We start from the raw sequence: 24,129 nt of genomic DNA, 5'->3' as shown, positions 1-24,129 counted from the left end.
AAGCGGCGCATCGCCGGGTCCGGGAGTGCCGATCGCGAGCCTGTGGACCGCCGTTAACCTTAACAAATGGTTTCCGTTGCGGCGACGGACGGCAAAGCCCACTGTCATTCCTGTCGAAGCAGGAATCATGATGCGACACGTATTGACCTCGTTTTTGTCCGTGCACTGGGCGATCGTTTTCGCCCTGCTCGCGCTGATCTGCATGGATGGGGACCGCGGTGTGGCGGCGGCTCTTGGCGTGCTCGGCGTGACGATCGAAAGTGCGCGCTTCGTCGACCTGAAGAACATCGTCGTGGTCGCGCCGCTGGCGACCGCATTGCTGGTCGTGTCGGTGCTGTTTTTCTGGGCCTTCGTCGATACGCTGATCAACGACGGGATCAGCCAGGGTGTCGACAGTGTGGTGCGCATCGCCTTCATCTCCGCGTCCGGTGTCCTGTCGATCATCCTGATCGGCGGCGCGGCGCAAGGCATCAACGGTCTGTTCATGGTAGTCGCCGTACAACTGGCGGCACTTCTGGCCTCCTATGTCGCAATGCTCGCCGAGCGGCGCTCGGCGGCCGTGTCGGACGACGCCGACTTCCGCGCCACGGCGCACAGCATGGCGAAGGCAGCGGCGCACAATTCGCTGCTCTCCCTGATATCGGGCCGCAACCAGACCGGGCCCAAAGGGAAGGGTGGTCGCTGATGCGCTACATCTTCGCATTGTGGGCGGGTCCGATGGCGCTGTTCTGGGGCTGGTTCTACCTGTCGCTCAATGACATGAATTTCGGCTATGTCATGCTCACCCGGCAGCTGCACGATTTCGTGTTTCAGCTCTATGGCCAGATGCTCGGCATCGATCCGGCAATCATCCCCGGCATGGTGGCAAAGGCCTGCATCTTCGACGGGTTTCTGCTGATGGCGATATGGGCGTTTCGCCGCCGCCGCGAAATCCTGGACTGGGTCAGGCGGCGCTGGACGGGTCCGGTTCCGTTCGATCGGATGCAGCGAGCGACTGAAGCCGGTCCAAAACTCCCTGCAGAATAAAGGCGGCCGCCGCCGAATCGATCTTGCCGGCGCGTTTGGCGCGCGAGAAATCCATCTCGATCAATGTCCTTTCGGCCGCGACCGTCGACAGCCTCTCATCCCAGAACACGAAGGGTAGATCGCTGAGCTGCGCCATGTTGCGCACGAAGGCGCGCGATTTCTGGGCGCGGGGACCTTCCGACCCGTCCATGTTGATCGGCAGCCCGATCACCACCGCACCGGCGTTCTCCTTCTTCAGCAAGGCCAGAAGGACGGCGGCATCGAGTGAGAATTTCCTTCGGATAATGACCGGGCGCGGATGCGCGAAGGAGAACCCCCGGTCCGAAACCGCGACGCCGATCGTCTTGTCGCCGAGATCGAGCCCGGCCAGCGTCTTGCCATCGGCGAGCCGTGCCGGCAATTGCTCAATCGTGATGATAGCCAACGGTTTTCCTTTGTCTTTTTCAGCGCCGCGTGTTCTTCCGGATGGCCGGCGGACACTATACCCTTTGATCTCAAGTTGATCTCAGGGCCATCGGCCTTCTATCCTCTGGCACGGTAAAAATCGAGGAATGCATTCATGAAATTGACCTGGTACGGCCATTCGGCCTTCCGCATCGAAACCGGCGACGCCAAGATCCTCATCGACCCCTATCTGATCGGAAATCCGTCATGGACGGGGGGCTGGGAAGAGCCGGCGGAAGGGATCACGCATGTGCTGCTGACCCACGGGCACAGCGACCACATCAGCGGTGCGCTGGAGGTGCTCGGCAAAAGCGGCGCCCAGCTGGTCGCGAATTTCGAAATCTGCATGTATCTGGTCGGCAAAGGCGTCAGCGACAAGAAGATCAATCCCGGCAACATCGGCGGCACGGTCGATTGCGGCGGCTTCACCACGACATTCGTCCAGGCGCTGCACTCCTCCTCGTTTAGCGAAGATGGTGGCAGGAACGTCTACCTCGGCAATCCGGGTGGGCTGGTTCTGCATTTCCCGGAAGACAGGACGCTCTACCATATGGGCGACACCGACATCTTTTCCGACATGGCGCTGATCAATGAGCTGCATGAGCCGAAGATCGGCATCGTGCCGATCGGCGACCGCTTCACCATGGGCGGTGCGGTCGCGGCACTTGCCTGCCGCCGTTTCTTCAAGTTCGACACCGTTGTTCCTTGCCACTTCGGCACCTTTCCGATGATCGATCCGACGGCCGAGAAATTCGAGGCCGGCCTGGAAGGGTCCGGGGTGAAGGTTGCGTTGCCGAAAATCGGCGAGACGATTGCGATCTAGAAACAGCCAAAGCGGAACAAATCCATGGCGTTGGGGCGATCTCTTTGCGTGTCGATGTTTGTCGCGGCATCGCCCGCGCTTGCCGCGGATGATTTCATCGAAGGGGTTTATCTCCGGTCGGAAGAACTTTGCGCACAGGCAAAGAAGGATACGCTGCAGACACTGATCGACACCGGCAACATCGTGCTTTCGGCGCACGGCCTGCAAGGCGTCGAATACAATTGCGAGTTCCTGCAGGTCAGCAAGGCGACGCGTTCTCCAAGCTGGGCGGTGACGGCGATCTGCCAGGAACCGGGTTATGTCTTTCCAGATGTCCTGTCGGTGACGCAGACCAGCCCGACGCAGATCGACCTCGTGTCGGTCCGGCCCATCGACGACGAAAGCGAGGCGAGCGGCAACAGCGGCAGCTATTATCTGTGCGAGGGCGTTGCCCTGCCATGACGATACTGAACCGTGTAAGATCGCTTCTTGGCGGCGAGCGGCCTGTGTTCCGGAGACTGGAACTGCATGTCGCGCATGGCTGCAACCTGTCGTGCGAAAGCTGCTCGCACTACTCCAATCATGCGCATTCCGGCACCGTCTCGCTCGATGAGGCGGACCGCTGGATGGGGCTATGGAGCCGGCGCGTCTCGGTCAAGCGGTTCACCTTGCTGGGCGGCGAACCCAGCATCCATCCACAACTGCCGGGCTTCGTCGGGCTGGTGCGGCGGCACTGGCCGCGCGCCAGCATGGAGATCGTCAGCAACGGCTTCTTCCTGCATCGCCACCCGACATTGCCGGCCATCCTGGCCGCCGATCCCGACGCGCGGCTGATCGTCTCGGTCCATCACGATTCCGAAGAATATCGGGAGAGGCTGAAACCGGTTTTCGATCTGCTGGAGGCGTGGCGACGGGATCACAAGGTCCTGATCGAGCTGCGTCCGTCGGACAAGAACTGGACCCGGCGCTACGAAGGCTTCGGCAATGCGATGGCGCCTTTCGATGATGGCGATCCTCGTTCCAGCTGGGAAATCTGCCCGGCTCGCCACTGCAAGCAGTTGCATGACGGCCAGATCTGGAAATGCGCGCCGCTCGCCTATCTGCCGATGCAGAAGGGAAAGTACCGGCTGTCCGAGAAGTGGGACCCGTATCTCGCCTACCGGCCGCTCGATCCCGGTTGCTCCAATGCCGAACTGCAGGCGTTCGCCGCACTGGAGGATGAGGCTGCTTGCGGCATGTGCCCGGCAAAGCAGCGCTTTTTCGAATTGCCCAATCCGTTGCGCCGCCCCAAGGATCGGGCCAGCGCCGCCGTAGCCTAGCATTGCTTCCGATACGATGCATGTTGCGTGCCGCGCGCGGCGCCGCTATAGCCCGGACTGGTTTTTCCCCGAGGCAAATACATGTCCGTTGATCTTCAGACAGTGAAGCGCGTCGCGCGTCTCGCCCGCATCGCGGTGAGCGAAGAGGATGCAGAACGCATGACCGGCGAGCTGAACGCCATCCTTGGCTTTGTCGAACAGCTCAACGAGGTCGATGTTTCCGGCGTCGAGCCGATGACCTCGGTGACGCCGATGGAGATGAAGAAGCGCGGCGATGTCGTCACCGACGGCAACAAGGCGGCCGATATCGTCGCCAACGCGCCGGCGACCGAAGAGAATTTCTTCCTCGTACCGAAGGTCGTGGAGTAAGGCGCCGATGGCAATCGAGATCGCCATCGAGACGCCGCTGCAGGACGACGTGCGCGGCCTGGTCAAGGAACTCAACGAGACCTTGCTCGAACTGACGCCGCCGGAGCACTGCTACCACATGACGGTCGAGCAGATGGCCGGCCAGGACACGACCGTTTTCATCGCCCGCGACAACGGTGTCGCCATTGGCTGTGGCGCGCTGAAGCGCCATGGCGATACCATCGGCGAGGTCAAGCGCATGTACACGCGGCCTTCGCATCGCGGCCGCAAGATCGGCGCCGGCATCGTCGAGCGGGTCGAGGCGTTGGCGCGGCAGGAAGGACTGAAGCGGCTGGTGCTGGAGACGGGTGATCGTCATCCCGCGGCATGGACCGTCTATGAACGTGCCGGGTTCTCACGCTGCGGCCCGGTGCTGGATTATCCCGATTCCCAGTGGTCGGTGTTTTACGAAAAGAGCCTTTGATGAGCGACCTCACCCGACTGACGATTTCGCAGGCCCGCGCCAAGCTGCGCGGCAAGGAAATCACCGCGACCGAGATCACCGACGCCTATCTCTCGGCGATCGATCGCGCCAATCCGGCGCTCAATGCCTATGTGGCGGTGACCGGCGACAAGGCGCGCGACATGGCCAAGGCGTCCGACGCCAGGCTGGTCAAGGGCGAGGGCGGCGCGCTGGAAGGCATTCCGCTGGGGATCAAGGATCTGTTCGGCACCGACGGTGTCCACACCCAGGCCTGCAGCCATGTGCTCGACGGCTTCAAGCCGCGCTATGAATCGACCGTCACCGCCAATCTGTGGGCCGACGGCGCGGTCATGCTGGGCAAGCTCAACATGGACGAGTTCGCCATGGGCTCGTCCAACGAGACTTCTTATTACGGCCCGGTCATCAATCCGTGGCGGCGTTCGCGCCTCGACACGGTGGTGATGCCGACGACGCATCAGGGCGACGGCGGCTTCGTATCGGCCGGCGGCACGAAAACGCAGCGCACCCTGGACAATGCGCAGCTGGTGCCGGGCGGCTCTTCCGGCGGCTCGGCGACCGCCGTCTCGGCGTTCCTGTGCGCCGGCGCGACGGCGACGGACACTGGCGGCTCGATCCGCCAGCCGGCCGCCTTCACCGGTACGGTCGGCATCAAGCCGACCTATGGCCGTTGCTCGCGCTGGGGCATCGTCGCCTTCGCCTCGTCGCTCGACCAGGCCGGACCGATCGCTCGCGACGTGCGCGATGCCGCGATCCTGCTCAAATCCATGGCCTCCGTCGATCCGAAGGACACCACTTCGGTCGACCGGCCGGTGCCCGACTATGAAGCGGCGATCGGCAAGCCGATCAAGGGCATGAAGGTCGGCATTCCCAAGGAATACCGCGTCGACGGCATGCCCGAGGAGATCGAGGCACTGTGGCAGAAGGGCATTGCGTGGCTCAGGGACGCCGGCGCCGAGATCGTCGATATTTCCCTGCCGCACACCAAATACGCGCTGCCGGCCTATTACATCGTGGCGCCGGCCGAGGCGTCGTCCAACCTGGCGCGCTATGACGGCGTTCGCTACGGCCTGCGCGTGCCGGGCAAGGACATCGTCGAGATGTACGAGAAGACCCGTGCCGCCGGCTTCGGCCGCGAGGTCAAGCGCCGCATCATGATCGGCACCTATGTGCTGTCGGCCGGCTATTACGATGCCTATTATCTGCAGGCGCAGAAGGTGCGCAACCTGATCAAGCGCGATTTCGAGAACGTCTTTGCCGCCGGCATCGACGTCATCCTGACTCCGGCGACGCCGTCCGCCGCCTTCGGCATCGCCGACGAGGACATGGCCGCCGATCCGGTCAAGATGTACCTCAATGACATTTTCACGGTCACCGTGAACATGGCCGGCCTGCCGGGCATTGCCGTGCCCGCCGGACTCGACCCCAAGGGGCTGCCGCTTGGCCTGCAGCTGATCGGCAGGCCGTTCGAGGAAGAGACGCTGTTCCAGACAGCCGCCGTCATCGAACAGGCGGCAGGCACGTTCCAGCCGGAGAAGTGGTGGTAACATGTCGCCCCCGTCTCGCATTTCCATCGTCGAGACGGAACATGAACTGCTGATCACAAACCCGCCCAGGCGTTCAGCCATCAGGATCGGCTTTCTTCTTCTCTCGATCGCAATCGTCGCCGTCACCACCAAATGGGGGCTGTTCGACAAATCGCCGGCAACGGTCGCGAGCGGCCTGTTCGGCCTGATGTCATTTCTGGCGATTGCCGGGTTTCTCGCGTATTTTCTCGGCAAGGAGTTCATCTGGCTGACATCGGGAGGCGAAACGCTGCGGATCGCGAAAGACACGATTGTCCGCGAAATCAGGGGCACTCCGTTCCGTGATCGCGCCTTCCTCAAATATGACGGGCAGCTCACTGCCGAGGTTCTGGAACACACCTATCCGACCGACGACACCGGACTGAAGGAAGTGGTTCGCCTGGCCACGGCAAGCGGGCGAATCTCGTTCGGGCGGGAACTCGATCGATCGGAGGCTGAGGCTGTTGCGGAAGCCGTCAGGCGCTTTGCCGCCCGCCGCACTCTAGGCAGGTCGTAGGGGCAGATCGTAGGGGGAAAGCGTGTTCTACTATCTTTCCAAGATCCTGTGGTTTTTCATCCAGCCGCTCAACCTGACGATCTTCCTGCTTCTGGCGGGGCTGATCGCCGGGACGGTCGGGCGGCGGCGGCTGGCCGTCACCGGCAGCGTGCTCGCCTTCCTGATCCTTGCGCTGTCGGCCTGGACGTCGCTTGGCGCCATGATGCTCAATCCGCTGGAGGAACGCTTTCCACGGCCGCCGCTGCCGCAAAAGGTCGACGGCATCATCGTGCTCGGCGGTGGGTTCGAGGGCGCCATCAACCTCGCGCGCGGCGGCTATGAATTGAGCGGCAGCGGCGACCGCATGGTCGAGACTGCAATCCTCGCCCGGCGCTTCCCGCAGGCCAAGGTGGTCGTATCCGGCGGAAACGGTTCGCTTTTCCTTGATGGCGAGGGCGACGCCGACACCGCGCCCCGCCTGCTCGGCCCACTGGGTGTATCGACCGATCGTCTTGTCCTCGAGGACAAGTCCCGCAACACCTATGAAAACGCGATCTTCAGCCGCAAGCTCGTCGAACCGAAGCCGGGCGAGACCTGGCTGCTGGTGACCTCCGCCTTCCACATGCCACGGGCCAAGGCGCTGTTCGACAAGGCTGGTTTTCCAACCGTCCCGTGGCCGGTCGATTATCGCACCTCGGGCAAGGAAGGTGTCGGCCTGTTTCGCGACAATGCGGCCGATTCACTTGAGAATACGACCATGGCGATCCGCGAATGGACCGGATTGTTCGCCTATTGGCTGTCCGGCCGCATCGACCGGCCCTTTCCGGCGCCGGGCGGCTGACCGATGACGGCGCGCCGCGCCGCCGAGAAGAACTGGCGCCGCACCAGCACGGCCAGCAGCAGAAGCGTCGACAGCACGAACACCACCGGATCGACGAACCAGCCGAGATAGCCGATCGAGAAGAACACGCCGCGCAGGCCGGAGTTGAAATGTTTGCCGGCCAGCATGTTCATCTGCGCGGCGCGCCACACCGCCGTTTCGGTGACCGGGTTGCGCGAGGCTTCACCATGCGGGATCGGCACCGCGCCGATCAGGATCGTGCAATAGTTGAACAGCCGGTAGGCCCAGCCGAATTTGAAGAAGGAAAAGGCCAGGATCAGCACCAGTCCCAGCACCTTTATCTGAAAGGCCGAGCGTGACGGCGCACCGCCCAAAGGCAGGTCGCTCAGCACTTCGAGTACCCGGTCGGACGCACCGAGCAGAGCAAAGCAGCCGCCGAGCGCGATCAGCGAACTGGAGGCGAAGAAGGCGGTTCCCTGCTGCAAGCCGCTCATGATGGCGGTGTCGACGATGCGGATCTCGCGCTCGGCCATGGTGCGCATCCAGGTCTCGCGTTGCGCGTTCATCGCCGTGGTCAGCGACACGCGGCTGACCAGCTGGCCGTCGGAGGCGAGCGTGTGCAGCAGCCACGCGGCGAGGAAGAGTCCCAGCGCCGCGAGATCGGCCGTCGAAAGATCGAGGGAATCGCGCATGAGCTGAATTTATCACATTCGGCGTGACCGCTTCGATCACTGGTATCGAGCGATAAGCAACCGATGTCGCTGCCGGAGCAAACAAGGTCGGCAGGTGCCGCGCCGCGATTGTCAAAAGAGCGGAAACATCCTGGGAATTCCTATATGTAATCCTCGACGTGATCCAGGAGACAGCGTGTTCCTTTCGGTTTTCGACCTGTTCAAGATCGGCATCGGCCCCTCGAGCTCGCACACGATGGGGCCGATGACCGCCGCGCGGCGGTTTCTCGACGAGGTCGCGGGGGACGACTGGCCGCGCCCCACCGGCGCCAAGGTCGACCGCATCGGCGCCAGCCTGCATGGCTCGCTCGCCTATACCGGGATCGGCCATGGCAGCGACCGCGCCGTCATCCTGGGACTTGCCGGCCAGACGCCGCAAACGGTCGACCCCGACAAGGCCGACGAGATCGTCAGCCGCATCACCGCCGACAGATTGATTTCACCGCCCGGTCACCCCTCCTACCGTTTCGACCCGGCCACCGATCTTGTGCTCGACCGCAAGACGCCGCTCACGGGGCATGCCAACGGCATGGCGTTCTACGCCTATGACGCCGGCGGCCGCCTGCTGCTCAAGCGCATCTACTATTCGATCGGCGGCGGCTTCGTCGTTTCGGAAGAAGAGTTGCAGCGGATGAAGGCCAAGGGGTCGGTGACGACCGAGGGCAAGAAGGTGCCCTATCCCTTCAAGAACGCCGTCGAGATGCTGAAGATGGCGGCCAAGAGCGGGCTCTCCATCGCCGAGCTGAAGCGCGTCAACGAGGAAACGCAGATGACGCGCGAGGAACTCGATGCCGGCCTCGACGCCATCTGGAGCGCCATGAAGGGTTGCATCGACCGTGGCCTTTCGCAGGACGGCATCATGCCTGGCGGGCTGAAGGTGCGGCGCCGCGCGCGCATGTTGCACGACAAGCTGCAGGAACAATGGCAGCAGAACCGGCCGAACCCTCTGCTCGCCAACGATTGGCTGTCGATCTACGCGATGGCGGTCAATGAGGAGAATGCGGCCGGCGGCCGCGTCGTCACCGCGCCGACCAATGGGGCCGCGGGCACGCTGCCGGCGGTGCTGCGCTATTGGCTGCATTTCCACCCCGAGGCCGACCAGCCGAGCATCCGCGATTTCCTGCTGACGGCGGCAGCGGTCGGCGGCATCATCAAGACAAACGCGTCGATCTCGGGCGCCGAGGTCGGCTGCCAGGGCGAGGTGGGCTCTGCCTCGGCAATGGCCGCGGCCGGCCTGTGCGCCGTCATGGGCGGCACGCCCGAGCAGGTCGAGAATGCCGCCGAGATCGCGCTCGAACACCATCTCGGCATGACCTGCGATCCGGTCGGCGGGCTGGTGCAGGTGCCGTGCATCGAGCGCAACGCGCTGGGCGCGGTCAAGGCCGTGACCGCCGCGTCGCTGGCGATCAAGGGCGACGGCGTGCATTTCGTGCCGCTCGACGCCGCGATCGAGACCATGCGCCAGACCGGCCTCGACATGAACGAGAAGTACAAGGAAACCAGCCTTGGCGGTCTCGCCGTCAATGTCGTGGAGTGCTGAGGTTCTGGCCTAAACCGGCACTGTGGAGAAGTCCGTCAGGCCGTTGACGTCCCGGCGCTCCGGACTAACCTTAGCGGATGGCTCTCAATCTCCTAAAACTGTGCGTCGGCTGCGACAGCGTCGAGGATCTCGAGGAATGGATCGAGTTCCGTCTCGACGAACGGCGCCGGGCCGGTGATCCGGTCGAACACTGGCACACGACCCGCATGGTGCCGACGCGTGGGCAAGAGGTCACCGATGGCGGCTCGCTTTACTGGGTGATCAAGGGCAATGTGCAGTGCCGCCAGCTGATCACCGAAATCCGGCCGTTCACCGATGACGAAGGTATCGGCCGCTGCCATTTGATGCTCGACCCGCGGGTCATTCGCACCGACTGGCAGCCGCGCCGGGCTTTCCAAGGCTGGCGCTATCTGAAGCCGTCGGATGCGCCGGCCGATCTCGGCAAAGGCAAGGCCGGGCTGGTGGAGATGCCGCCGAAGCTCAGGCGTGAGCTTGCCGATCTTGGTTTGCTCTAAAGCGCGTCGCGCTGAAACGGATTCATGCGGCACGCTTCGGGTCTGAGTTCGCTTTTGGGCGACATGCTCTAGCCGTCCGCTGGCCCTCCATCTTGCTCCGTACTGGACTTGCAAGCGGCGAGACAACGCCACATCTTGAAATTCATGCGCGATGAAAAGCTGTCGAAGTCGACAAGCGCCGCCGCGTTGGCCGGGCCAACGCCTTTTCCGATCGGAGGAGGCCATGATTCCGGCGCAGAAGAAGTGTTGAAGGAAGTGACGCGGCTGTCCAGGCGGGCAGGGAATCCGCGGGGCGGTGGGAAATGTTAGGCGTAATTATCGTCCTGGTCGCATTGCTGCTGGTGCTGCTGATCGCAACGACGGCGTTTCTTCACGCCGATCCGGCCAGGCTCGCCAGTTCGACGAGAACATTGGGGCCGATCCTGCTGGCCCTGGTGGGCGGCGCCGTGCTGCTGGTCGGGCGCAGCGGGATCGGCGGCATCATCCTGTTCGCGGCGATCGGCTGGTATGGCGCCACGCGCGCAGGCCGGCCAAATGCCAAGCCGACGTCTGGAAAACGCTCGACAGTGCGGACAGCGGCACTCGAGATGGAACTTGATCACAATTCGGGCGGTCTCGAAGGGCTGGTCCTGGCCGGCCGCCATGACGGCAAGATGCTTGGCGCCATGGGTCTTTCGGAGTTGCAGCATCTCTACCGCGAACTCTCCGGCGATCCGGAGAGCCGGCAGTTGCTAGAGGCGTATCTTGACGGCAGATTTCCCGTCTGGCGCAAAAACACTGAGACGGACGGTGGCGAAGGGCTGAGTGTTGCGCCAGGTCCTGGCGCCATGACTAAGGAGGAGGCCTACAAGGTCCTTGGTCTTGAAGCGGGGGCCGCCGCGGCGGATGTCCGCAAGGCGCACCGCCGCCTGATGCAGCGCCTGCACCCCGATATCGGCGGCACGTCTTTCCTGGCGGCGCGAATCAACGAAGCCAAGGACGTCTTGCTCTCCAATCACAACTAGTCTCCTTCGACGCAAAAATTTTCCGGGAGATTGTGTGCACGCCGTCCTATTGCTGGACGGCGTAGCACTCGATGCTCTTCTTCTTCAAAGCGGTGCAGGCCTTCCAGGCAGCGGTCTTCGAACCGAAGCCGCCGAAGCGCGCGCGATAGTAGGTGACGCCATCCTTGTCGAAGGCGACGGTGAAGCCGGCGGCATCGGCCAGCACCTTGGGCGCCTGCTTGCTGGCCTTGTCGAGGAAAGCCTGGGCTTCGGACTGCTTGGGCGAGGAAGCGACCTGGATGGCCCAGCCCGACGGTACCGATGCGGTGTTGACCGGATCGACTGCAGGCGCGGGCGTCGGCTCGGCATAGGCGGCCACGACCTGCGCGGTGGCGACTTTGGGGGCGGAGACGATGACCGTCTTCACCTTCTTGGCCGGAACGACCAGCTTGGGTTCTTCGATCGCGGCGTCGTCCTCTGCGCTGCTGTCCTCGGCATTGCTGTCGCCCTGCGCGACGGTAGCGTCTTCGGCGACGGCAGTATCGTCGCTTGCAACAGCCACCGGCTTTTCGTCCGGCGTCGGTGCGTCGTGCTTGGGCAGCAGGACCTTGGCCAGCGCCCTGATCGGATTGCTATCAGCCTTGGCGACCAGATCGCCGCCGCCGCGGGTCGAAGCCCGCGGCATATAGGTGTTGATCAGAGCCGCCATCTGGTTGTCGCGGCTGCCGCCCGACGTGCCGCCCATGACGACGGCAACAAGGCGGCGATTGCCGTCTGACACGGAGGAGACGAGATTGAAGCCGGAGGCGCGTGTGTAGCCGGTCTTGATGCCGTCGACGCCCTTGATGCGCCCGAGCAGGCGGTTGTGGCCGTTGATGCGCTGGCGGCCATAGAGGAAGGACCGCTGCGAGAAATAGCCGTAATATTGGGGGAAATGCTCGCGCAGCGCGATGCCTAGGGTCGCCATGTCGCGCGCGGTGGTGAACTGGCCAGGGTCGGGCAGGCCGTTGGCATTGCGGAAGACGGTGCCGTTCATGCCGAGCTGGCGCGCCTTGGCGGTCATCATGCGGGCAAAATTGGTTTCGTTGCCGCCAATCATTTCGCCAAGCGCGGTCGCCGAGTCGTTGGCCGACTTAGTGACTATCGACAGAATGGCGGTGTCGACCGTGACCGAACCACCCGGCTTCACGCCGAGTTTCGTCGGCGCCTCGGCGGATGCCTTGGCCGAAAACACGACAGGCGTGTTCCTGCTGATCTTGCCCTTCGCCAGAGCTTCGAAGGTCAGGTAAAGCGTCATCATCTTGGTCAGCGACGCCGGATAACGCCTGCCGTTGGCATCGGCGGAGTACAGCACCTTGCCAGTCTTGGCGTCCACGACAATGGCCGCCTGCCGCGCCGCCAGCGACGAGGCAACGTCGGCGCAAACGAATGTCAACGCCAAGGCGAAGACCATGATCGCTTTGAGGGGGGAGGTGGATCTGGAAACGATGCCCAACAACGCCTTACGCACTGATGTTTACCTTGAATTCTTCGTTGCGCTGAAGGCGGCAAAGGGTCCTGCCGCACTTTCAGCCAAGCTAGCGGGCCAGCGTTACCAATCCGTTTATGGTAACCGCCGCGTTCACCATTTTCTTCGGGCTTGAAACTCACTTTATTTGATTTTTAGGCATTGCCTGCGCAGGCGGCCTCTGAACGCAGGCGAAATATTGACTTTTGTGCGGCGCACAATATATTGTAGTGCATTGCACAAGGGCGCCCCGAAGAAGGACGCCTCAACCGTCAAGGGAATCGCGAAATGACCCAGACCTATGAGGACTTCAGCAAATACGGCAAAGAGTTTGCCGACACCGGATTGAAGAGCTTCGCTTCGCTCTCCAAGGGCGCTCAGGCGATCGCAACCGAGGCCGGCGAATACACCAAGAAGAGTTTCGAAGCCGGCAGTGCCGCTGCCGAGAAGCTGCTCTCTGCCAAGTCGCTCGACAAGGCGATCGAGATACACACAGACTATGCCAAGCAGTCCTACGAGGCGTTCGTCGCCGAGGCCACCAAGATCGGCGACCTCTATGCCGAACTCGCCAAGGAAGCCTATAAGCCGTTCGAATCGATCGTTGCCAAGGCGAAGTAATTTCGCCCGGGCGAAGTAGCTTCGCCTCACGACGACAGCGAGATCCGGCCCTTTGGGTCGGGACAAGACCCGGTTGCGCGAGCGCGGCCGGGTTTTTTCATGTCGATTTGCTATCCAGCGCCTCGCGCCCCTTCACGATTGCGAAAATCCGCGAAGTTTGGTCACCTAGCCATATTGTCAGCTAACCAGAAGGGCTTAAAATCGTCCATCGAACACCTACATGTTGAGCTCGCATGAGGATTCGAAAGAGGCAGGATTACGTGACGATCGGTTTGACTGCCACGAGACAGGTGGCGCGGATGCAAAACGGCGGCGGCGACGGCAATGAGGCCGGCCGCGGGACGGCCGTCATCACGCGCACAAAAACCAAGACCAAGAAGCCTAGCCTCTACCGGGTCCTCATTCTTAACGACGACTACACTCCGATGGAGTTCGTGGTTCACGTGCTGGAGCGTTTTTTCCAGAAGGACCGCGAAGCTGCCACACGCATCATGCTTCATGTTCACAATCATGGGGTGGGCGAGTGCGGGGTCTATACATTCGAGGTGGCCGAGACCAAAGTGTCCCAGGTCATGGATTTCGCCCGACAGAATCAGCATCCGCTGCAATGCGTGATGGAGAAGAAGTGAGGTAACATGCCGGCTTTCTCCCAAGGCCTGGAAAAGGCGCTTCACCAAGCGCTGACGCTCGCCAATGAGCGGCACCATGAATATGCAACCCTTGAACACCTGCTGCTCGCGTTGATCGACGACACCGAGGCGGCCGCCGTCATGCGCGCCTGCAACGTCGATCTCGACGAACTCAAGCACACCGTTCTCACCTATATCGACACAGAGCTCGACAATCTGGTCACCGGTTATGACGAGGATTCCAAGCCGACCGCCGGTTTCCAGCGCGTCATCCAGCGCGCTGTGATCCACGTGCAGTCGTCGGGCCGCGAGGAAGTGTCGGGCGCCAACGTGCTCGTTGCCATCTTCGCCGAGCGCGAGAGCCATGCCGCTTATTTCCTGCAGGAACAGCAGATGACCCGCTACGACGCGGTCAACTACATCTCGCACGGCATCGCCAAGCGCCCGGGCGCTTCCGAGACGCGCTCGCCGCGCGGCGCCGATGATGAGCAGGGCGGCCAGAACGGCGCCGAGCCGCAGGAGGAAGGCGGCAAGAAAAAGCAGCAGCAGGACGCGCTGACCGCTTATTGCGTCAATCTCAACAACAAGGCCAAGGCCGGCAAGATCGATCCGCTGATCGGCCGCGAGTCGGAGATCAACCGCACCATCCAGGTGCTGTGCCGCCGCTCGAAGAACAATCCGCTCTATGTCGGCGATCCCGGCGTCGGCAAGACGGCGATCGCGGAAGGCCTCGCCAAGCGCATCGTCGAAGGCGATGTTCCCGAGGTGCTGCACAATGCCACCATTTTCGCGCTCGACATGGGCACGCTTCTGGCCGGCACGCGCTATCGCGGTGATTTCGAGGAACGGCTGAAGCAGGTCGTCAAGGAACTCGAGGATTATCCGGGTGCCGTGCTGTTCATCGACGAGATCCACACCGTGATCGGTGCCGGCGCCACTTCGGGCGGCGCCATGGACGCGTCGAACCTGTTGAAGCCGGCGCTGTCGTCGGGTGCGATCCGTTGCATCGGCTCGACCACTTACAAGGAGTTCCGTCAGTTCTTCGAAAAGGACCGTGCCCTGGTGCGGCGCTTCCAGAAGATCGACGTCAACGAGCCGACCATCGAGGATGCCATCGAGATCATGAAGGGCTTGAAGCCCTATTTCGAGGAGTTCCACAAGGTCCGCTACACGAGCGAAGCCATCAAGGCCTCGGTCGAGCTGTCGGCGCGCTACATCAACGACCGCAAGCTGCCGGACAAGGCAATCGACGTGATCGACGAGACCGGCGCTTCGCAGATGCTGGTGCCGGAAGCCAAGCGCAAGAAGACGATCGGCATCAAGGAGATCGAGGCAACGATCGCCACCATGGCCCGCATCCCGCCGAAGACGGTTTCGGCCGATGACGAGAAGGTGCTGCAGGGCCTCGACATCGAGCTGAAGCGCGTCGTCTACGGCCAGGACACCGCGATCACCGCGCTGACCTCGGCGATCAAGCTGGCCCGTGCCGGCCTGCGCGAACCGGAAAAGCCGATCGGCTCCTATCTGTTCTCGGGGCCTACCGGCGTCGGCAAGACCGAAGTGGCCAAGCAGTTGGCCGCCTCGCTCGGCGTCGAGCTGATCCGCTTCGACATGTCGGAATACATGGAACGCCACACCGTTTCGCGGCTGATCGGCGCGCCTCCCGGCTATGTCGGCTTCGACCAGGGTGGTCTTTTGACCGATGGCGTCGACCAGCATCCGCACTGCGTGCTGCTGCTCGATGAGGTCGAGAAGGCGCATCCGGACCTGTTCAACATCCTGTTGCAGGTCATGGACCACGGCAAGCTGACCGACCATAACGGCAAGCAGATCGACTTCCGCAATGTCATCCTGATCATGACCACCAATGCGGGCGCCTCCGATGCGCAGCGCGCGGCGATCGGTTTCGGATCGACCAAGCGTGAAGGCGACGATGTCGAGGCGATCAACCGGCTGTTCACGCCGGAATTCCGCAACCGTCTCGATGCGATCATCCCGTTCGGCTCGCTGCCGGTGCCGGTCATCCATCAGGTGGTGCAGAAGTTCGTCATGCAGCTCGAGGCCCAGCTCTCAGAGCGTGGCGTTACCTTCGACCTGTCGCCGGACGCCATCGCATGGCTCGCCGACAAGGGCTATGACGAGCGCATGGGCGCACGGCCGCTCGGCCGTGTCATCCAGGAGCACATCAAGAAGCCGTTGGCCGACGAGGTGCTGTTCGGCAAGCTCAAGAAGGGCGGCACGGTGCGTGTCACCGTCGAGAAGAAGGAAACCGGCGAGACCGGCCTGAAGCTCGAATCGCTGGCCGACGAGGCGCCGGTGAAGCCGAAGAAGGAAGAGCCGGAAGAAGCGCCGAAGCCGCGCAAGGCCGTGGCCAAGAAGCCCGCCGCGAAGAAGGTGGTGGCGCAGAAGCCTGAGCCCAAGGGCAAGGATGGCGGCAAGCGCAGCCTGGTGCCGCAACTGCCCCGCAAGGGCTGACCCTGATCAAAGTCTGAAAAGCCCCGGAAACGGGGCTTTTTTCATTGATCTAGAGAGGTGGCGGCATAGAGGTGGCATATGGCTGGCCAGATCATCATCCTCAACGGCGCGCCGCGATCGGGCAAGTCGAGCATCGCTCAGGCCATCCAGGAACGTTTTGAAGGTCCGTGGATGAACCTGGGGGTCGACAGCTATGCGCAGATCACGCCGCCGCGATATCGTCCGGGAATAGGCCTGCGACCCGGCGGCGAGCGCCCTGACCTCGAAGTTTTCGTTCCGCGATTTTATGCCGCCCTCTACGAATCGATCGCGGCCCATAGCCGGCTGGATCTGAACGTAGTGGCGGATGTCGGTCATCACGATCGCTATTCGAAACCGCTCGACATCCTGGCCGATTGCGCGCACCGGCTCGCCGGCCTGCCGGTGCTGTTTGTCGGCGTTCGCTGTCCGATTGAGATTATTATGGAAAGGCGGGCCGCCAGCGAGACGGGCAGGGGCTACGTCACCGGCTCTTCAGACGATCCCGTGCCTTTGCCGGTGCGTCTGTGGCAGGAGGCGGTGCACCGGCCGGGCGTTTACGATCTGGAAGTCGACACCTCGCTTCTGAGCTCGGTGCAGTGCGCGGATGCAATTCGGCAGCATCTCAAGAGCGTCCAAGTGACAAACTAGGCGTGCGCCCGGGACAATGCTCCGCCCGTGATTTTCCAGATCGCGACCGCAATAAGCGCGCCCGCGTAGCCGTCGACGGCATAGTGCCAGCCAAGCACCACCGAACCGAGCATGATGATGGCTGCGAATATCCACATCACGATGCCGAGCCTGGTCGATAACCGCGTCAGGTAGAGAGCGAAGAGCACCGACGTCGCGACGTGGATGGAGGGGAATGCCGATATGCCCATGGTTCCCGAAGCCGAACCCGTATAGCCGCTCCACAACCTGTCCTGCGTGGACAATGCCCAGATCGGATACTGGCGGTTCGCGGACGCAAGCGCATCCATCAACGGCTGATACTGATCGCCAAGGTCGAGCCTTGCATAAAAGCATGGGCCCGCGGATGAGAATGCCATGGCGATGAAGAAGCCGCCAACCAGCCAGACCAGCATGAAGCTGAGCAGAAACTGATGGCGCAGCAGTGAGTCGCGGGCGGCGGCGACGCTTGAAAAGACCATTGCCACCAGCACTGCGAACCAGAAATTGTAGCAGAAATTGAGAAGGTGAACGGCCAGCGGACTTTCAACGATCCACCAGAGCCATTGATAGGGAGTGCGGCCGAAATGCAGGCCGGCGCCGAAATGCGCGAGGGTCTGGTCCCAGGAGAAAGGCACCAGCACCGCGATCGCTCCCTTCAGCACCACGAAGCCCGACATAAAAACCAGCATCGCGGCAAGGCCGTTGATGCCGTTGGCAATGCGATTTCGATCGGTCAGCATCTGCTGGAGCGGACGCAACAACATGCGAAGCGGCGACCTGGCACGATCGACCAGCGCCAGCCAGAACAGCCGGAAGGTCGCGTATGCGCATCCGGCTATCCAGAAGTAAACCACCAGATAGAAAGTGTATTCGTAGAGTAATCCGAAATCCGGCAGGTTTCCAACTCTGCCGCCGACGACAAAACCCAATCCGAGCGTAAACAGCGCTACCGCATGAACAGTACGGTGCCGAAAAAATGCATCGACCAAAAGGTTGGAGAAGGCGCCATCGACCCCAGCGCCAACCCGCCCGCCTATAGCTTCGGAAATATCGTGCATCGAATGCCCCTCGCAAGACAAATGCCTCAAGAGGGTTTGAAAGACTATTAAAAAAGCAGTCGCCCACGGTGGCGCAGGTGCCGATATGATCGTTCAGTTTACAAAGACTTAAAACCGCTACGCAGGACGGTTCGGATCGTTTCGGCGTTCTGTGCCAGCACTTCGGGCTTCTCCATCCCACCCGTGTGCGGCTTCAGGGGGATGCCGTCGAAGCGCGGGACGACATGGACATGCAGATGGTAGACGGTCTGCCCCGAAGCGGGCTCGTTGAACTGCATGATGGTGACGCCGTCGGCGTCGAAGGCTTGTTTGACCGCCGCCGCCACTTTCTGGACGACCGTGAAAAGCGGACCGAAGGTCGAGGGGTCGGCGTCGAGCAGGTTGCGTGACGCCGCCTTCGGCACGACAAGCGTATGGCCGGGCCCCTGCGGCATCACGTCCATGAAGGCCACGACTGCTTCGTCTTCGTAGACGCGGTGCGAGGGAATTTCTCCGCGCAGGATCTTGGCGAAGATGTTTTCGGTGTCGTAGGCGGTGTCGGCCATGGTGAACGCTCCGGATTGTGCCTCGCCGTCCCGTGTAGCCAAGCTGCCCCGGAGCGGCAAGACGATGTCGTGGGACGATCAGGTGGCTGCCGCGCAAAAGGCGCCCGCTATTCCTCCAGGTCCTTACGGAATGGCGTGTGGTCTTCCAGATATTCGCCCATCCGTTCGACTTCGCGACGCTCGCGCCGGAGATAGTCGGCCACCGCATTGCGCAGGCCGGGATGAGAAATGTAATGGGCGGAATGCATGGTCACCGGCCGGTAGCCGCGTGCCAGCTTGTGCTCTCCCTGGGCGCCTGCCTCGACCACCTTGAGCTTGCGTTCGATGGCGAAGTCGATCGCCTGGTGGTAGCAGACCTCGAAATGCAGGAAGGGATGATCCTCGATGCAGCCCCAGTTGCGGCCATAGAGCGCGTCGGAGCCGATGAAGTTGATGGCGCCGGCTATGTAGCGCCCGTTTCGCCTGGCCATCACCAGAAGGATGTCGTCAGCCATGCGTTCGCCGATCAGCGAGAAGAACTGACGGTTCAGATAGGGACGGCCCCATTTGCGGCTGCCAGTGTCCATGTAGAAGGCGAAGAAGTCGTCCCAGGCCTTTTCCGTCAGGTCCTTGCCGGTCAGCCAGTCGATCGAGATGCCATCGGCAAGCGCCTCGCGCCTTTCTTTCTTCATTGCCTTGCGCTTGCGCGAGGCAAGCGTGGCCAGGAAGTCGTCATAGGAGGAAAAGCCTTCGTTGAAGAAGTGGAATTGCTGGTCGGTGCGATGCAGGAAGCCTGCCGCCTCCAGCGTCGCGACGTCGCTCTCCTGCGCGAAGGTCACATGGGCGGAGGACACGCCGAGCTTGTCGGTCACCATTTTGAGGCCGGCGGCCAGCCCGGCCTTCACCGCATCCTGGTCCTCGCCTTTGCCGACCAGCAGGCGAGGGCCGGTGACCGGGGTGAACGGCACAGCACTTTGCAGTTTTGGATAATAGCGGCCGCCGGCGCGCTCGAAGGCATCCGACCAGCCGTGATCGAACACATATTCGCCCTGGCTGTGCGACTTGAGATAGCAGGGGACGGCACCGAGCAGCCTGCCTTGCGCTGTCTCCAGCCGCAGGTGATGTCCTTGCCAGCCGGTGCGCCGCACGGCGCAGCCGGAATCCTCCAACGCACTTAAAAAAGCGTATGAAACGAGCGGGTTATAGTCGTTTTCCGCGTTGCGCGTGGTGCCGGCAAATCCGTTCCATTCATCGCAGGTGAAGGCTCCGATGCCTGCGGCGATGCGGATCGAATAGTCCGCATTTGCCGTTTGCCTGTCGCCATCGTCGCCCTGATCCATGAGGCTTATTTAAGCTCCATCCGGGCTGCTACAAGTCACGTTTCAGACACTCCGCTCAGGCGACTTCGACGAGGTCGGGTTCGAACCCTTCGAAGGTCATCTGGTCGGCGTATCTGAAGGTCAGGTCGACCGCGGGCTGATCATGCACCGTCCAGGTAATGACAGGCATTTTGAGCTTTTCACGCACAAAGCTGACAAACGGATTCGGCAGATCGCCGGCTGCGTAGGAGGTGAAGGAAAGCTCGTGCGCCAGCATGGCGAAATGCGCCTCGATCAGTTTGAGGTCCTTGCCGTAGGCGGTCAGTCCACCCGGAATTCCCTGCGCGTGTTCGGCGAAACCGCGGATCAGCCAGTGATCGAACGACATGATCGCCGCCTTGCCCTTGTAGCGCTTGAGCATCTTGCCGACGCGCGCCACCAGGCCTTCGTCGCGGCCGGGAGTTCCTTTCAGCTCGACGACCATGGGTACGCGGCCATCGACGAGGTCGAGCGCTTCCTGCAGCGTCGGCACGTGATCCGATGTCCCGCCAACCTTGAGCGTCGCAAGTTCAGCCGCGGTGCGCTGCCAGACGAAACCATCCTGCCCGGTCAGCCTTTTCAGGTCGCCATCGTGGATGATGACGGGCACGCCATCCGACGACAGATGCACGTCGCATTCGATGGCGTAGCCGCGTTCGGCCGCGGCAGTGAAGGCGGAAAGCGTGTTTTCCCAGCGCGTCTTGTTCATGTCGTGAAAGCCGCGATGGGCAACGGGCCGGGCAATCAGCCAGGAAAGGTCGGTCATGTCGGGCCTTCGCTCATTCGACTTCGAAGATCGCTTCGATTTCCACTGCGGCATTAAGCGGCAGGGAGGCGGTGCCGACGGCGGAGCGGGCATGCTTGCCGCGCTCGCCAAGGGCGGCGACCAGGAAATCTGAGGCGCCATTGGCAACCAGGTGCTGCTCGACGAAGTCGGTGGCGGAGGCGACGAAGACGGTGATCTTCACCAGGCGGCGGATTTTCTCGAGATCGCCGAGCGCTGCCTTGGCCTGTGCCAGAATGTTGATGGCGCAGTATTTCGAGCCGTCCTTGCCGCTTGCCGTATCGACGTCGCGGCCGAGCAGGCCGACGGCCTGCAGCTTGCCGTCCTTGAGCGGCAATTGCCCGGCGGTGAACAGCAGGTTGCCGGTCCTGCAGTAAGGCACGTAGTTGGCGGCAGGCGCGGCGGCGACAGGAAGCGTCACGCCCAGATCGCTTAGCCGCTTTTCGATTGTTTCACTCATTGCTTTTCCCTATTGCTGGAAGGCGCCGCGCTGGCCGGGCCGAAATTGCTATTTTTGCCTCGCTTCCGCCATGACTTTTTTTAAGCTGGACCATCTTTCCCTGCGGCCCTGCCATCAGCCGCGACGATCGGAGCACCACATGCGCGCAACGCGCCTCGCATTCCATGCCGTCCTGTTGTCGGCGGTCTTCTCGATAGGGCCCGCTTTCGCCGTGCCGGCGCTGCAGGCGCATCGCGCCGTGTACGATCTCACCCTCAACAAGGCGTCCGACCGCTCCGGCATAACCGGCATATCGGGCCGTATGGTCTACGAATTCAATGGGTCCGCCTGCGAAGGCTATACCGTGAAATTCCGTTTCGTCACCCAGATCGTCACCAACGACAATACAAGGGTCACCGACCAGCAGACGACCACGTTCGAGGATGCCGAAGGCAAGACGTTTTCGTTCGTGACCAAATCCTTCGTCGACCAGAACCTCGACAAGGAGGTCAAGGGCATTGCCACGAAAGACGCCAAGGGGCTCAAGGTCGATATCGACAAGCCCGAGAAGAACAGCCTCGAACTCGCCGCCACCCAGTTCCCGACCCAGCATCTGGTCGAACTGATCGGCAAGGCCGAGAAGGGCGAGAACTTCTACCAGACAAACCTGTTCGACGGTTCGGAAGACGCCAACAAGGTGATGGCGACCACCGTCGTCGTCGGCAAGAAGACTGATGGCGAGAAGGCCGATCCGGAAGCGCCGGCGCTGGCGAAGCTTGCCACCGACAAATACTGGCCGGTCGACATCGCCTATTTCGACGACAGCGCCCAGAATGGCGAAGAAGTGCCGGAATACCGGATCAGCTTCAAGCTGCATGAGAACGGCATCACCCGCGATCTCACCATGGACTATGGCGACTTCTCGATGACCGGCAAGCTGGTCAATCTTTCACTGTTCGACCAGACAAAGCCTTGCCCAGTATCGAAATAATTGGCCTGGTATCGAAATAATTGGCCCTGTATCGAGATAACCGGCGCGGTATCGAAATAGCGGGAATGTGCAATTGAGCGGGCCACGGCGGGCTTGATGGCGGTCTATGTCGACGCGGCGATCTGGAAGTGGGCGGGCCATCTCTGGTGCCATCTCCTGGCCGACGATACCGACGAGTTGCATCGCTTTGCCGCCGAACTCGGCGTCAAGCGCTCGTCCTACCAGGGACCGCCCAAGACATCGGCGCCGCATTATGACATAACCGGCTTCGAGCGCGACCGCGCGGTGCGGCTCGGCGCCATCGAATGCAGCCGCGAGCAGATCGTCGCCATCTTCCGACGCGTGCGGGTGCCCAACGGAAAGGCCAGGCGATGACACCTACGGCATTTCTCGCATATTGCGCCGCCGTCACCCTTGCCGCCGCAACACCCGGACCAGCGATGTTCGCGGTCATCACCAATGGCGTGTCGCGTGGGTTTCTTCGCGCCTTCATAGCCGGCGTCGGAGTCGCCGCCGGCGATGCCGTGCTGGTCACTCTGGCGCTGCTCGGACTGGTGGCGCTCGCCCAGACCTTCGAATGGATCTTTCTCCTGCTGAAATATGCGGGCGCCGCCTATCTGATCTTTCTCGGCGCCAGAATGTGGCGGGCCTCGGCGACGCAATCAAATAAGGCGCAGATGGCCGAGGCGAGATTATCCAGGTCTTTCTTCCTTGGCGCGTCCATAGCGCTGGGGAATCCGAAGGCTATCCTGTTCCATGCCTCGATCATGCCGCTGATCCTCAATCTCGACACCATGACCTTCACCGATGGCTTGCTGGTGGTTGCGGTCGTGATCAGTGTCAACGTCCTGACCATGGGGCTCTATGCCGCGCTGGCGGGCAGGGCCTCAGGCTGGTTCAGGACGCCGAAGCGCATGCGGCTGATGAACAGGTTTGCCGGCAGCGCCATGATCGGCACCGGAGCGCTGATTGCCGCACGCTGAGCGGTGAAGCGCCTCGTCGCTTGCGTTTGTCGCGCATCCCCTCTATATGCGCGCTCATTCCACACACGGACTTTGGTGTCTGCCCGGGAGAAATCCGGCTGAAACCTCCGGTGGCGTTCGAGGACTTTGTCCAAAAATGCCTGTGTCCGTGGAGGCTAACCGGAAAGGAAATGAGAATGGCACTGCCTGATTTCAGCATGCGCCAGCTTTTGGAAGCTGGCATTCACTTCGGCCACCAGACCCATCGCTGGAACCCGAAGATGGCGCCCTACATCTATGGCGCCCGCAACAACATCCACATCATCGACCTCAGCCAAACGGTGCCTTTGCTGCACCAGGCGCTGAAGCAGGTTTCCGACACCGTTGCCAAGGGCGGCCGCGTGCTGTTCGTCGGCACCAAGCGCCAGGCGTCGGACATCGTCGCTGACGCGGCACAGCGTTCGGCCCAGTATTACGTCAATTCGCGTTGGCTCGGCGGCATGCTGACCAACTGGAAGACAATCTCGAACTCGATCCAGCGCCTGCGCAAGCTCGACGAGATGCTGGCCGGCGAGGCCCAGGGCCTCACCAAGAAGGAGCGCCTCAACCTCGACCGTGAGCGCGAGAAGCTCGACAAGGCACTCGGCGGCATCAAGGACATGGGCTCGACGCCCGACCTGATGTTCGTGATCGACACCAACAAGGAAGCGATCGCCATCCTCGAGGCCAAGCGTCTCGGCATTCCGGTCGTGGCCATCATCGATTCGAACTGCGATCCGGACAAGATCGACTTCCCGATCCCCGGCAATGACGACGCGGCCCGCGCCATCCAGCTCTATTGCGACTTGATCGCCAAGGCTGCGATCGACGGCATCGCCCGTCAGCAGGGCGCGCTCGGTGTCGACATCGGCGCTTCGGTCGAAGCTCCCGTCGAGCCTGCGCTCGATCCGGCTCCGGCTTCGGAAGCCCCCGAAGCTTGACA

30 protein-coding genes are annotated in these 24,129 nt (G+C 62.2%); 22 read left to right on the top strand and 8 right to left on the bottom strand.

The features are described from left to right. Positions 1 to 130 precede the first annotated feature (130 nt). Together LB577_RS17495 and LB577_RS17490 are read left to right on the top strand one after the other, a co-directional pair. Entirely contained in the window at positions 131 to 685 is a 555-nt protein-coding gene (locus tag LB577_RS17495) for a hypothetical protein (RefSeq protein ID WP_224687639.1), read from the top strand. Then, positions 685 to 1,026 carry a DUF6105 family protein gene (locus tag LB577_RS17490; protein WP_023777463.1) on the top strand — a complete coding sequence of 114 codons (342 nt, stop codon included), beginning with the start codon at positions 685 to 687 and terminating at the stop codon, positions 1,024 to 1,026. The genes LB577_RS17495 and LB577_RS17490 overlap by 1 nt, the downstream gene beginning before the upstream one ends. Here LB577_RS17490 and ruvX read toward each other — a convergent pair. Beyond that, a complete protein-coding gene (ruvX, locus tag LB577_RS17485; protein ID WP_224687638.1) occupies positions 944 to 1,450 on the bottom strand; it encodes a Holliday junction resolvase RuvX in 507 nt (168 codons plus the stop codon). The two genes, LB577_RS17490 and ruvX, sit on opposite strands and share 83 nt — an antisense overlap. A 135-nt stretch (positions 1,451 to 1,585) precedes the next feature. Between ruvX and LB577_RS17480 the strand changes: the two genes are divergently transcribed. From LB577_RS17480 to LB577_RS17445, 8 genes are all read left to right on the top strand, one after another. Then, positions 1,586 to 2,293 (top strand): metal-dependent hydrolase, encoded by a 708-nt coding sequence (locus LB577_RS17480; RefSeq protein WP_224687637.1) that lies wholly within the window; start codon positions 1,586 to 1,588, stop codon positions 2,291 to 2,293. Positions 2,294 to 2,317: 24 nt separating this feature from the next. Then, positions 2,318 to 2,734: a hypothetical protein gene (locus LB577_RS17475; protein ID WP_013895337.1), complete on the top strand. Its 417-nt coding sequence runs from the start codon at positions 2,318 to 2,320 to the stop codon at positions 2,732 to 2,734. Further along, positions 2,731 to 3,591 (top strand): radical SAM protein, encoded by an 861-nt coding sequence (locus LB577_RS17470; protein WP_224687636.1) that lies wholly within the window; start codon positions 2,731 to 2,733, stop codon positions 3,589 to 3,591. The genes LB577_RS17475 and LB577_RS17470 overlap by 4 nt, the downstream gene beginning before the upstream one ends. 81 nt (positions 3,592 to 3,672) lie before the next feature. Beyond that, positions 3,673 to 3,960: an Asp-tRNA(Asn)/Glu-tRNA(Gln) amidotransferase subunit GatC gene (gatC, locus tag LB577_RS17465; protein WP_013895338.1), complete on the top strand. Its 288-nt coding sequence runs from the start codon at positions 3,673 to 3,675 to the stop codon at positions 3,958 to 3,960. 7 nt (positions 3,961 to 3,967) lie between these two features. Beyond that, positions 3,968 to 4,423 carry a GNAT family N-acetyltransferase gene (locus LB577_RS17460; protein WP_224687635.1) on the top strand — a complete coding sequence of 152 codons (456 nt, stop codon included), beginning with the start codon at positions 3,968 to 3,970 and terminating at the stop codon, positions 4,421 to 4,423. Continuing rightward, on the top strand, positions 4,423 to 5,988 hold the full coding sequence (locus tag LB577_RS17455; RefSeq protein WP_013895340.1) for an amidase: 1,566 nt from the start codon (positions 4,423 to 4,425) through the stop codon (positions 5,986 to 5,988). The genes LB577_RS17460 and LB577_RS17455 overlap by 1 nt, the downstream gene beginning before the upstream one ends. A 1-nt stretch (position 5,989) precedes the next feature. Further along, positions 5,990 to 6,523: a hypothetical protein gene (locus LB577_RS17450; protein ID WP_224687634.1), complete on the top strand. Its 534-nt coding sequence runs from the start codon at positions 5,990 to 5,992 to the stop codon at positions 6,521 to 6,523. Positions 6,524 to 6,545: 22 nt separating this feature from the next. Beyond that, positions 6,546 to 7,343 (top strand): YdcF family protein, encoded by a 798-nt coding sequence (locus LB577_RS17445; RefSeq protein ID WP_224687633.1) that lies wholly within the window; start codon positions 6,546 to 6,548, stop codon positions 7,341 to 7,343. Here the strand turns inward: LB577_RS17445 and LB577_RS17440 are convergent. Next, positions 7,292 to 8,035, bottom strand: a complete 744-nt coding sequence (locus LB577_RS17440) for a DUF599 domain-containing protein (RefSeq protein ID WP_224687632.1) — start codon at positions 8,033 to 8,035, stop codon at positions 7,292 to 7,294. The two genes, LB577_RS17445 and LB577_RS17440, sit on opposite strands and share 52 nt — an antisense overlap. 175 nt (positions 8,036 to 8,210) lie before the next feature. Between LB577_RS17440 and LB577_RS17435 the strand changes: the two genes are divergently transcribed. From LB577_RS17435 to LB577_RS17425, 3 genes are all read left to right on the top strand, one after another. After that, a complete protein-coding gene (locus LB577_RS17435) occupies positions 8,211 to 9,614 on the top strand; it encodes an L-serine ammonia-lyase (RefSeq protein ID WP_224687631.1) in 1,404 nt (467 codons plus the stop codon). A gap of 77 nt (positions 9,615 to 9,691) precedes the next feature. Next, positions 9,692 to 10,129 (top strand): DUF1489 family protein, encoded by a 438-nt coding sequence (locus LB577_RS17430; protein ID WP_013895345.1) that lies wholly within the window; start codon positions 9,692 to 9,694, stop codon positions 10,127 to 10,129. A gap of 302 nt (positions 10,130 to 10,431) precedes the next feature. Continuing rightward, a complete protein-coding gene (locus LB577_RS17425; RefSeq protein WP_224687630.1) occupies positions 10,432 to 11,133 on the top strand; it encodes a DnaJ domain-containing protein in 702 nt (233 codons plus the stop codon). Positions 11,134 to 11,179: 46 nt separating this feature from the next. Here the strand turns inward: LB577_RS17425 and LB577_RS17420 are convergent, their stop codons facing one another. Continuing rightward, positions 11,180 to 12,565, bottom strand: coding sequence for a D-alanyl-D-alanine carboxypeptidase family protein (locus tag LB577_RS17420; RefSeq protein WP_224687629.1), 1,386 nt, complete (start codon positions 12,563 to 12,565; stop codon positions 11,180 to 11,182). Between LB577_RS17420 and LB577_RS17415 the strand changes: the two genes are divergently transcribed. The 5 genes from LB577_RS17415 (at position 12,492) to LB577_RS17395 (ending at position 17,010) form a co-directional block, all read left to right on the top strand. Then, positions 12,492 to 12,755, top strand: a complete 264-nt coding sequence (locus LB577_RS17415) for a hypothetical protein (protein WP_224687663.1) — start codon at positions 12,492 to 12,494, stop codon at positions 12,753 to 12,755. The two genes, LB577_RS17420 and LB577_RS17415, sit on opposite strands and share 74 nt — an antisense overlap. Positions 12,756 to 12,907: 152 nt before the next feature. Continuing rightward, on the top strand, positions 12,908 to 13,237 hold the full coding sequence (locus tag LB577_RS17410) for a phasin family protein (RefSeq protein ID WP_013895348.1): 330 nt from the start codon (positions 12,908 to 12,910) through the stop codon (positions 13,235 to 13,237). A gap of 299 nt (positions 13,238 to 13,536) precedes the next feature. Then, entirely contained in the window at positions 13,537 to 13,866 is a 330-nt protein-coding gene (gene clpS, locus LB577_RS17405; RefSeq protein ID WP_010909565.1) for an ATP-dependent Clp protease adapter ClpS, read from the top strand. Positions 13,867 to 13,872: 6 nt separating this feature from the next. Further along, positions 13,873 to 16,341, top strand: coding sequence for an ATP-dependent Clp protease ATP-binding subunit ClpA (clpA, locus tag LB577_RS17400; protein ID WP_224687628.1), 2,469 nt, complete (start codon positions 13,873 to 13,875; stop codon positions 16,339 to 16,341). Positions 16,342 to 16,419: 78 nt separating this feature from the next. Continuing rightward, positions 16,420 to 17,010, top strand: a complete 591-nt coding sequence (locus LB577_RS17395; RefSeq protein WP_224687627.1) for a chloramphenicol phosphotransferase CPT family protein — start codon at positions 16,420 to 16,422, stop codon at positions 17,008 to 17,010. Here the strand turns inward: LB577_RS17395 and LB577_RS17390 are convergent. The 5 genes from LB577_RS17390 to LB577_RS17370 all read right to left on the bottom strand — a co-directional run bounded on the left by LB577_RS17390 (position 17,007) and on the right by LB577_RS17370 (position 21,215). After that, the gene (locus LB577_RS17390) at positions 17,007 to 18,089 is read right to left on the bottom strand and encodes a phosphatase PAP2 family protein (RefSeq protein WP_224687626.1); all 1,083 of its coding nucleotides are present in this window, start codon (positions 18,087 to 18,089) and stop codon (positions 17,007 to 17,009) included. The two genes, LB577_RS17395 and LB577_RS17390, sit on opposite strands and share 4 nt — an antisense overlap. A gap of 98 nt (positions 18,090 to 18,187) precedes the next feature. Continuing rightward, on the bottom strand, positions 18,188 to 18,634 hold the full coding sequence (locus LB577_RS17385; protein WP_224687625.1) for an HIT family protein: 447 nt from the start codon (positions 18,632 to 18,634) through the stop codon (positions 18,188 to 18,190). A 107-nt stretch (positions 18,635 to 18,741) separates the two neighbouring features. Next, positions 18,742 to 19,953, bottom strand: a complete 1,212-nt coding sequence (locus tag LB577_RS17380) for a GNAT family N-acetyltransferase (protein ID WP_224687624.1) — start codon at positions 19,951 to 19,953, stop codon at positions 18,742 to 18,744. 55 nt (positions 19,954 to 20,008) lie between these two features. Further along, positions 20,009 to 20,737 (bottom strand): glycerophosphodiester phosphodiesterase, encoded by a 729-nt coding sequence (locus tag LB577_RS17375; protein ID WP_224687623.1) that lies wholly within the window; start codon positions 20,735 to 20,737, stop codon positions 20,009 to 20,011. Positions 20,738 to 20,750: 13 nt separating this feature from the next. Then, complete coding sequence (locus LB577_RS17370; RefSeq protein ID WP_224687622.1) at positions 20,751 to 21,215, bottom strand: RidA family protein; 465 nt, start codon at positions 21,213 to 21,215, stop codon at positions 20,751 to 20,753. 139 nt (positions 21,216 to 21,354) lie between these two features. Between LB577_RS17370 and LB577_RS17365 the strand changes: the two genes are divergently transcribed. From LB577_RS17365 to rpsB, 4 genes are all read left to right on the top strand, one after another. Continuing rightward, positions 21,355 to 22,185, top strand: a complete 831-nt coding sequence (locus tag LB577_RS17365) for a cell envelope integrity EipB family protein (protein ID WP_013895357.1) — start codon at positions 21,355 to 21,357, stop codon at positions 22,183 to 22,185. 96 nt (positions 22,186 to 22,281) lie between these two features. Continuing rightward, complete coding sequence (locus tag LB577_RS17360; RefSeq protein ID WP_013895358.1) at positions 22,282 to 22,560, top strand: DUF4031 domain-containing protein; 279 nt, start codon at positions 22,282 to 22,284, stop codon at positions 22,558 to 22,560. Beyond that, positions 22,557 to 23,168 carry a LysE family translocator gene (locus LB577_RS17355; RefSeq protein WP_224687621.1) on the top strand — a complete coding sequence of 204 codons (612 nt, stop codon included), beginning with the start codon at positions 22,557 to 22,559 and terminating at the stop codon, positions 23,166 to 23,168. Before LB577_RS17360 ends, LB577_RS17355 begins: the two co-directional genes overlap by 4 nt. A 176-nt stretch (positions 23,169 to 23,344) precedes the next feature. Further along, on the top strand, positions 23,345 to 24,127 hold the full coding sequence (gene rpsB / locus LB577_RS17350) for a 30S ribosomal protein S2 (protein ID WP_023777441.1): 783 nt from the start codon (positions 23,345 to 23,347) through the stop codon (positions 24,125 to 24,127). Positions 24,128 to 24,129: the final 2 nt, after the last annotated feature.

This window comes from Mesorhizobium sp. B283B1A, assembly GCF_020165735.1.
Lineage (GTDB): Bacteria > Pseudomonadota > Alphaproteobacteria > Rhizobiales > Rhizobiaceae > Mesorhizobium > Mesorhizobium opportunistum.
Note: the sequence above shows the minus strand (reverse complement) of the source record. Positions and strands in the feature narration are given on the sequence as shown.